5 protein-coding genes and 2 pseudogenes are annotated in these 8,058 nt (G+C 55.4%); 2 read left to right on the top strand and 5 right to left on the bottom strand.

Annotation, left to right across the window (positions count from 1 at the left end):
- Positions 1 to 288 precede the first annotated feature (288 nt).
- On the bottom strand, positions 289 to 525 hold the full coding sequence (locus ACT53T_RS02535; protein WP_476159865.1) for a hypothetical protein: 237 nt from the start codon (positions 523 to 525) through the stop codon (positions 289 to 291).
- A gap of 481 nt (positions 526 to 1,006) precedes the next feature.
- Positions 1,007 to 2,197: pseudogene (tnpC, locus tag ACT53T_RS02530) on the bottom strand (IS66 family transposase); the annotation flags it as partial.
- 6 nt (positions 2,198 to 2,203) lie between these two features.
- On the opposite strand from tnpC, the pseudogene ACT53T_RS02525 reads away from it, so the two are divergent.
- Positions 2,204 to 2,326 (top strand): annotated as a pseudogene (locus ACT53T_RS02525) (IS5/IS1182 family transposase); the annotation flags it as partial.
- 38 nt (positions 2,327 to 2,364) lie between these two features.
- Positions 2,365 to 2,646 carry a hypothetical protein gene (locus ACT53T_RS02520; protein ID WP_476159864.1) on the top strand — a complete coding sequence of 94 codons (282 nt, stop codon included), beginning with the start codon at positions 2,365 to 2,367 and terminating at the stop codon, positions 2,644 to 2,646.
- 125 nt (positions 2,647 to 2,771) lie between these two features.
- Here ACT53T_RS02520 and ACT53T_RS02515 read toward each other — a convergent pair whose 3' ends face one another.
- From ACT53T_RS02515 to ACT53T_RS02505, 3 genes are all read right to left on the bottom strand, one after another.
- The gene (locus ACT53T_RS02515) at positions 2,772 to 3,701 is read right to left on the bottom strand and encodes a class I SAM-dependent methyltransferase (protein ID WP_476159862.1); all 930 of its coding nucleotides are present in this window, start codon (positions 3,699 to 3,701) and stop codon (positions 2,772 to 2,774) included.
- 164 nt (positions 3,702 to 3,865) lie between these two features.
- Positions 3,866 to 4,609, bottom strand: coding sequence for a class I SAM-dependent methyltransferase (locus tag ACT53T_RS02510; RefSeq protein ID WP_476159860.1), 744 nt, complete (start codon positions 4,607 to 4,609; stop codon positions 3,866 to 3,868).
- 64 nt (positions 4,610 to 4,673) lie between these two features.
- Positions 4,674 to 7,994: a glycosyltransferase family 4 protein gene (locus ACT53T_RS02505; protein WP_476159859.1), complete on the bottom strand. Its 3,321-nt coding sequence runs from the start codon at positions 7,992 to 7,994 to the stop codon at positions 4,674 to 4,676.
- Positions 7,995 to 8,058: the final 64 nt, after the last annotated feature.

Genomic DNA, 8,058 nt, shown 5'->3' with positions numbered 1-8,058 from the left:
GACAGTCTGGGCCATGAGCCCAGACTCGCACGCCGAGCCGCAATTGTGAATCCTATGTCGGTGTCAGCGCACTAGGACCTGATCAGGCGTCGCGGGACGCGTCCCGCGCGCCGCAACGACGACGAATTTACGGGGCCGGTGCCGCGGCTCTCTCCGGCAAAAAGCGGATCGCCGCTCGGAGAGCCAGGCGAGCGCTTTCCGATCGAACGGAATCGTTCGATCGGAAAGAATTCGCTCCAGAGCAAGAATTCTAGAGTGCTATCCGATCCCATCGGATCGGATAGCACTCTAGCGGCCCGACCTCCAGAGAGCGCCGAGCAGGAAGCCAGCCCCGGTGGCAAGTGCGAGGGTGGTGATCGGCTGTTTGTGCGCCGAACGAGCCAGCGCCTCGATGCGGGCGATCGCGCGGCGCTCTCTGTCCCAGGATTTGGCGCGATGGCGCATCTCGAGGCGCGCGCCATCGCCGCCGTGCGCCAATCGATGCGCTGCATACGATCCGCGCTCGGAGCGACGTTCGTCGACCATTGCGCAGGTCCTGATCCTGGTGCCGTCCACCAACTCTCGCCGCCGCCCATTGCCGCCGCGGCGCCCACGGCGAGCGTCGCAGCCGTCAGGAATCCGAAATATATGCCGAGTTTCCGCGCCTTGTCGGCGTCGGACTTCATCTGCCCCGAAACAGCGTTCACACGCTCGTCGGCGGCGCTCGGCGGGACATTGGTTCGCGAGGCAATGATATTGACGAGATAGGCTCTTGTCTTCATCAGTGAAACTTCCCGTCGGGGCGTGCGGATTGACGGTCTGGGCCCTCGCAGTCGCGCTCGGAGCGCCCCTCGCGGCGGCGACGGTCGACACGATCGCTAGTCGACACCGAGTGCCTCGTCCTCCAAGAGCAATGTCGCGCTCGCCGACCCCTATGTGGACAAGCTGCTGCGCGGGGATGGCGATGTCACACAGGGAGCGCCCGTCGCCGAAGCGACGAGGAATGTCGTCTCCCGTTTCGTGCTCATCAGTCCGCCGCCGGCGGCGAAGATTTGAAGGCCCAGGGCATCAGCTCGGCGATGCGCGACTGCGGATGACCATCGGCGATCGCCTCGAGCGTCGCCTTCATCCAGGCATAGGGATCGACGCTGTTCAACTTGCATGTCGCAATGAGCGAAGCGAGACGTGACCATGTACGTCCACCTTCGTCGTGCCCCGCGAATAACGCATTCTTGCGCGTGAGAGTCAGTGGCCGAATCTGATTTTCGACGAGGTTGGTGTCCATCTCGACGCGACCATCGTCGAGGAACAGGGTCAACCCGCCCCAATGGTTCAGAAGGTAGGCGACGGCCTTGCCCATGTCGCTGCGGCAGGAGAGGCGCGCGGCCTGGGCGCGCAAAAACTCTTCGAGCTCGACGACGAGAGGCCGCGACCGCTCGGCGCGAACGCTCTGCCGGATCGACGCCTCTTTGCCCCTGATCTCCGCCTCGATCGCATAGAGCGCGGCGATGCGCGCCAGGATCGCTTCGGCGATGGGCGAGCCCGCCTTCGGCGTGGCGGCGATGATCTCGCGCCTGCCGTGGCTCCAGCACCAGGCGAGCCGCAACGGCCCGCCGCCTTTGCGTTCGCCGCGCGCCAGACGATGATAGCCGCCATCGCCGTCGACCTGGAGAACGCCGTCGAATCCTTCGAGCGTCCGCTCGGCGTGCTCACCGCTGCGACCCGGCGCGTAATGATAGACCACGATCGGCGGATGGGCGCCGCCATGCCCACGGTCGTCGCGCAGAACGGCCCAGAGATAGCCCGTCTTCGTCCGGCCGCGGCCGGGATCGAGAACCGGCGCCCGAGTCTCGTCCATGAACAGGTGGCCGGACAGCTTCATCAGCGCGCTCATCCGCTCGACGATCGGCGCGAGGTGGAAGGCCGTCGTTCCCATCCAATCGGCCAGAACCGCGCGGTCGAGCACGATCTCATGGCGCGGGAAGACCTGCGATTGACGGTAGAGCGGCATGTGCTCGCTGAACTTGGCGACCGCCACTTGCGCCAGCAGCGCCTCTGTGGGGACGCCACCCTCGATCAGATGCGCGGGAACCGGCGCCTGGGCGACGCCCGCGCATCCTTTCGGACAGGCTTAGCGGGGCCGCACGGTCTCGATGACGCGATATTGCGCCGGCGTCACGTCGACGCGGCTGGAGCGGTCCTCGCCGATCCGAGCCATCACCATCGCATCAGAAAACGCATCGAGGAGGCATTCGGCTGGATGAAGACTGTTCCCGGTCAACGCAAGACGAAGTTTCGCGGCGTTGAGCGCGTCGGCTGGTCGTTCGCTTTCGCCGCGGCGGCCTAAAATCTCGTACGATTGCTAAAGCTCATGGCAGCCCCGGCATGAGCGCCAACGAAGACAAGAAATGGCGGATCGACAACGCCAGTCACCTCAAGGGGGTGAAGTTGCAACTTCGCCGCTACACTCGGTGGAGCGAAAGCTGGGATCACGACCACTGTGCCGATTGCTGGGCTAAATTCGCCGAATTCCAAGGCGAGGACATTCAGCACGAGGGTTATGCCACCTGCGACGATTACCCGAGAGACGCTTGCTATGAATGGTTGTGCAAAGCCTGCTTCGACGATTTGAAAGACGACATGCAATGGTCGCTCGTCAGCGGTTAATCGCTCACGCCCAACCAGTTTTTCAGCATCCTACTAGGCGGCGCCTATGACCTCGTGACCTACAATCGTCCTGCGCGGTGAGCGTAAATTGAAAACCACAATTCTATCCCCGCGCCAACGCCTTATTACCCTATCGGATAATGGCTCTCCGGACCTAGCAAATCCTTTATCTCGACTTCCCATCGGAAGCGATCGTAGTCCGGCTCCTCGATCTTTCTCGCCAGCACTGAAGCAAATCCGAAGCTTTGGGCCAACGGAAAGCGCGCTTGCCCCGGGGATTCGACGTCGAGATAGAGATGCATGGGATGATCATAGCTCACCGCCTCGATGCTCATACCCAATCCCGCTGGGAATAGGCAGCGGTAGGCTTCCGTAGAGAATCTCCAGAAATCCCAAGGGAGTTCGTGAGGCGGCCAGGAAAACGGAGAATGATGATAAATAAGACCGCCGACGTCGAGGCATCTGATCATTTCGAGAGCCGCGACCCAGGGCATTGCTAAATGCTCCATGACTGACTGAGAGAAAATCGCACCAAAGCGTCTACCCTCGAAGTATGACGACAGTCGATGCGCGTCCCCGACAACATCTACATTCTCGCCTTCGTGATAGTCAAATCCGACATAACCGCCTGCTTTCGAGAAAACCCCTCGATAGGACGCATGTGCATTTCCAAGTAATCTAGAGCCAACTTGTAGAACACTCAGCTCCCGCTTGTTAACCTCATGCACAAAAGAATTAAATATATCAACATTGGATACGGCGATTGCGCCCGGAGGCGGCAGCTGCGCAGCATATCGAACTGAAAATGTATTCGATGTCCCGACTGCTTTGAGATCAATGCTGAGAGTCCGCGACCTCGATCTTTCAAACTCCTGCACAAATCCGTAGCATTGAGACGTCGATCCAAGATCTATCAAACGTCCCTCGATGTCCGGGCGTCGTTCCCAATTCGTGATAGCGAAAATCTCGCCCGTGCCGGTCGTGATCGTTACACTTTCCAGGGATTGCAATCGCCCCGCGCACCAGCCGGCGAATCCTGCTCTGGTTTCTGTCATCCACACGCTTTCGAGCGTGAAGACGCAGGATTCGGTCTCTACAGTGACAGGCAAACAATTTTGCATAGAGCCCTCGCGCGGTCGGCAAAACATCCGCTATTCGCTTCGAAAAAGAGATAATACATCTAGATCAAACTAGAGCCTATCTTCTCTGGAGCCCGCTCTCACCGTTTCCGAAAAGCGACCATGAACTCATTAAATCCCGGGGGCGTAGACTGCGTCGCAAAGACGGACAATCCTTCGAGAATGCGGCTCGATTCGAGCAGCTCCATTTGGTGGATGAATTCTTCGTCCGTCCATACATGACAATGAACGTCCGCCATACCAGAATCAAAGTTCGACAAGGCCCATCGGTAGAATTCAAGCATTGACCTATCGCTCAAGGATTTGAGTTCAGGCGACCATATCCGTCCGAACTCCAATATGTGTTCGAGCGAGGGTGACCTCGCTCCATGATGAAAATCCATCAACAAATGCTCAAGAGTGGTCGACGGCCTCATCGAATCCAGTGTGTGTCTTTTGTCTGGGATAGCTAGAATGACAAAGCCTCCGTTGCCTCGAAGCAGACTTGCCATCTCAGAAATATAGCCAATCGGATTGGCAATATGCTCGATGACGTGACAGGCAATCACATAGTCGAAGCGTTCTGTGATCTGTTCATCAAGAGGCGCTTCCTTTTTTAGCAAAAAGCGCACAGGCGCAACTTTTTCCGAAGGAAGATCCCATAATTGAGCCATTTCCGCACTGGAACGAAAATCTGCAAAATCGCAGTTCGCGAGATAAGAAGGAATGGTTTGCAGATCGCACGCACCGATTTCGAGGCCTCGACGATCTCTCGGATCGAAAAGCTCTTTTACAAATTGAAGTCGTTTTGCTTGGTAGCTTTCGCGAGTGATGATCTCAGTCATTAGCAACCTCCTTTATATCAATACACAAAATATTTATGGATGTGGTTAGCTCTCATATTTGCAATCAAATATAGCTATCCAGGAGATGGCGTTCGAATGACTCGCACATGCGTGCTTCCGTTAACTGCCGCGCAAACGCATAGCCGGCCTTTCCAACTCGCTCCTGAAGCCTTTCATCCGTCAAGAGAGAGTCCAGCGCCGCAAACACACCATTTTCATTAGGAGCCCCGAGAATGCAATTCGTCCCGTCCTCGACCATTACTCGAACAGATTCGACGTCGGCTTCGACGCATGCGCACCCACAGGCCATGGCCTCGTATATAACTGTCGTAATATTAGTGAGAGACAACGACAAATGGATATCTGACTGAATCATCCATCGCGCGAGCTCCGCCTGCGAAAGTTTGCCGAGCAACGTGTAGTCAAACGGAAGATGAAGCCGACTTTCGAGGCCATAAAGCCGGATATCGATAGACCGGCCGTATTTCGAAAAAACCCTCGTCAAGGCGCCGACTCCGGCTGCGAAATTTCTTCTTTCTACATCGGGCCGCGCAAAAAAGAGAATAGAGCGGGTAACAGATTTGCCGGGGGCCACATCGAGTACGGCTGCGTTTTGTGCCGCGCGCTCCTTCCCGGCGTCATGGAAGCAACTGCTCACAGCAAACGGAATCGAGCGAATCCATCTATGCCGGTCTGCGAGCCGCGTCGCGAGATAATCACCTATCGTGACGATCGCGAGCTTTTCGTCGTAGGTCCGATTGGCCGCGTCATACTCCGGCGTAGAGGATTTATAGAATTCAGGCTCGAAGTCTTGAACGAAATATGCGCGCATTCTGGCATTATGCAATCTGGCCACGACCGCCGCGGTAGGCCAATTCGTCGCGATTGCAATATCTACTGGACCGATAGAAGTGTGTCCAACGACGATCATGTCTGGATCGACATCGAAATGACGCATGCAGAACTGCTTGATTTCATCTTCGCTCATTTCCACAAGATGCGCGATTGCTTCGACATACACGCGCACATCATATCCTTTTTTTGCAAGAAAGCGTGCTAGAACAAAAATCTTATTATAGCCACCTCCCGTCATTGCGATCGGCGCTCGGGTGACGAACGCCAAACGTGAAAGCGCGTTGCCATTCCTCGGAAGTCGGGGCTCGTCGGAAACGGCCCTCCAATCTCTCTGAACCTGGTCCAGAGCGTTCATTGTCGTCGATCGTGCGATGACTTTGCAGCGAGCTGCCTCACCGAGCCTGAGGCGCGACTCCCGATCCATCACGAGTTCCGCGAGTTTGGTCGTCCATTCATCGTCATCGCGACACAAGACTCCGTCTGCCTCGTTGTTAACGAAGTCGCGGAACGCTCCCAAGTCGCAGGCGATCGTCGGCACGCCCAGCAGCGAGGCTTCCAGATATTTCAATTCGCTTTTGGCGGCTGTGAAGTCGTTACGATATTCCAGCGGAGCTAGATTTACGTCAATATTCCGGTAAACCTTTGGAAGCTCGATCCATGGCATGAACGGAATGACCTCGACGCGCGATCCAAATACTAAGAGCTCTTTCGGTGGTTGCAAATGCCCGACAATCAGCAGATTTGTCAATGGAAAGCGCTTTAACGTCGCCGTCAGTGCGCTCAGGCATACGCCGAAATCTTTATTATGTGTTCTGGTTCCGCTTAGATAGGCGATAATGATTTTGTCGTTCGCAATCTTCGGCGATCTCTGGGCATCCAGAGCGGCATCGACCATCGTTCGGTTCACCCTGTTACGAACGACAGAGACGATCTTGTCAGGGAACATCGCTTCCACGATGGATCGAAGCTTATTCGTCGAAACCGAAACCGCGGGACACCGCTGCATCGCGTCTCTGTAGCGCTTGACGCCATTCGCATAGACTTCTTTTTCGTCGTCTGACATCGCATTGTAGGCGTCGATCTGGCCGAGGCGCTCAGGATCAAAAACGAGATCATCCACGTCGTAGACAACAATGACTCCAGTGCGATGCGCTTCCTCGGCGAAAGACCGAAATCGGGGGTCGTCTGGCACACGATGTGCGACGACGACGGAATAATTCTGCAATAGCTGCCTGTAGGGAAAATTGTGCGGCTGGTAGACATCTACTGAATATCCGCAATTTTCGAGCGCTTCGGCCTGATGCTCGCAACGATATCGGAATGCGTCGCCGGGACATCCGCTGATAAAAGCGAATGTCTTATACGCATCCCTCGGCGGTGCCTTATTGAAGTCGAGCGCAAATACGATCTCTCGGCTGGAGGGCGACTCTGAAAGAACGAGCGCACGATAACTAGGCTGTCGGCCCGCAATGGTGATCCTGCTGCCCTTCTGCAAGGAGAGGACTTTAACGGCAAGCATAAAGATCGTTTCTTTCGTTTCGATCCCCTCGCCAAGCCAAATGCTCAACGAATTGCCGTCTGTAATGAGGTCTGGATCGATGATTTCCTCGTGAACAATATATCCTTTCGTTTCATTTTCTAGAATTGCATACAATGATACCTTTACTTGTGCTCCATTCGGCTCACAGTATGTAAAAAAGAATATGCTTAACGAAACGAGCATTTCGACGGGCGCGATAAAAAGCTCGGCTAGCTCCTCACCTTCTGGGATCGGATTAAATGCTTCGAGAGCGCGCGACGCCTTTTCAGGCCATGAAAACCGGCGGTTCAGGCGCCCTTCGAGCGCGGAGACCCGCGATTTGAAATCTTCATTAATGGTTTGCTTATACCGTTCGTAATACGCTTTTTCTACAATAGTGACTCCCGTATCACCTTTGACGAACTTGTTTACTGGAATTGAAAAATTTGGCCTTGGCTCCCGTCCTTCTTGAGCTCCATATTTAACGTAATGGACGAGTGGGTTGGCTTGGGCTATGCGCACATCCGAGTTTGTAGCCAGATACCATTGCGTATCGAAAGCTGGGCTCGGATTGTGGCCGAGCTGCCATCCAAAACGGATAAAATGCTCGAGAGGGTCGCCCACGACATCTGTATAGAGCGATGTGTAGTATTCGCTACTGAATATGCCCGAGCTAATGATGAATTCATATTCGGTAGCGAAGGCCCGGGCGGTCTCGGGAAGCAGGTCGTTTGTCACGACTCTTCTCATCCATTCGGAGATCGGCCTGTCGGGCAACGTCAATATATCCGGCTTTTCACCTGCCAAGACGTAGTGAATCAAAGGATTGACATCACCGCCGGCAACGGAGCCTCCGACATTTTGTAAATACCAAAGAGTATTGAATTTTTTGCTCGGGTTGCGCCCTTCTTTCCAGCCATGTTTCATATAATGGGACAGGGGATCGATCTCAGCCTCTGCTACGTCGGGGTAGCACGCGAGATAATATGGCGAGTCGAAATATCGACTCACCCGGGTCGCGTGCCGACTAATTACGCCGACGCATCTGATCATAACGTTTGACATGAGTTGAAAT

It is taken from the genome of Methylosinus sp. DMC45 (assembly GCF_056313885.1).
This window is presented reverse-complemented; position numbering and strand designations above follow the sequence as displayed.

What these genes read in the sequence shown, in the direction of transcription:
- ACT53T_RS02535 (WP_476159865.1), bottom strand. Translation starts at nt 525, where the DNA reads ATGGTCGACGAACGTCGCTCCGAGCGCGGATCGTATGCAGCGCATCGA.
- ACT53T_RS02520 (WP_476159864.1), top strand. Translation starts at nt 2,365, where the DNA reads ATGAGCGCCAACGAAGACAAGAAATGGCGGATCGACAACGCCAGTCAC.
- ACT53T_RS02515 (WP_476159862.1), bottom strand. Translation starts at nt 3,701, where the DNA reads ATGACAGAAACCAGAGCAGGATTCGCCGGCTGGTGCGCGGGGCGATTG.
- ACT53T_RS02510 (WP_476159860.1), bottom strand. Translation starts at nt 4,609, where the DNA reads ATGACTGAGATCATCACTCGCGAAAGCTACCAAGCAAAACGACTTCAA.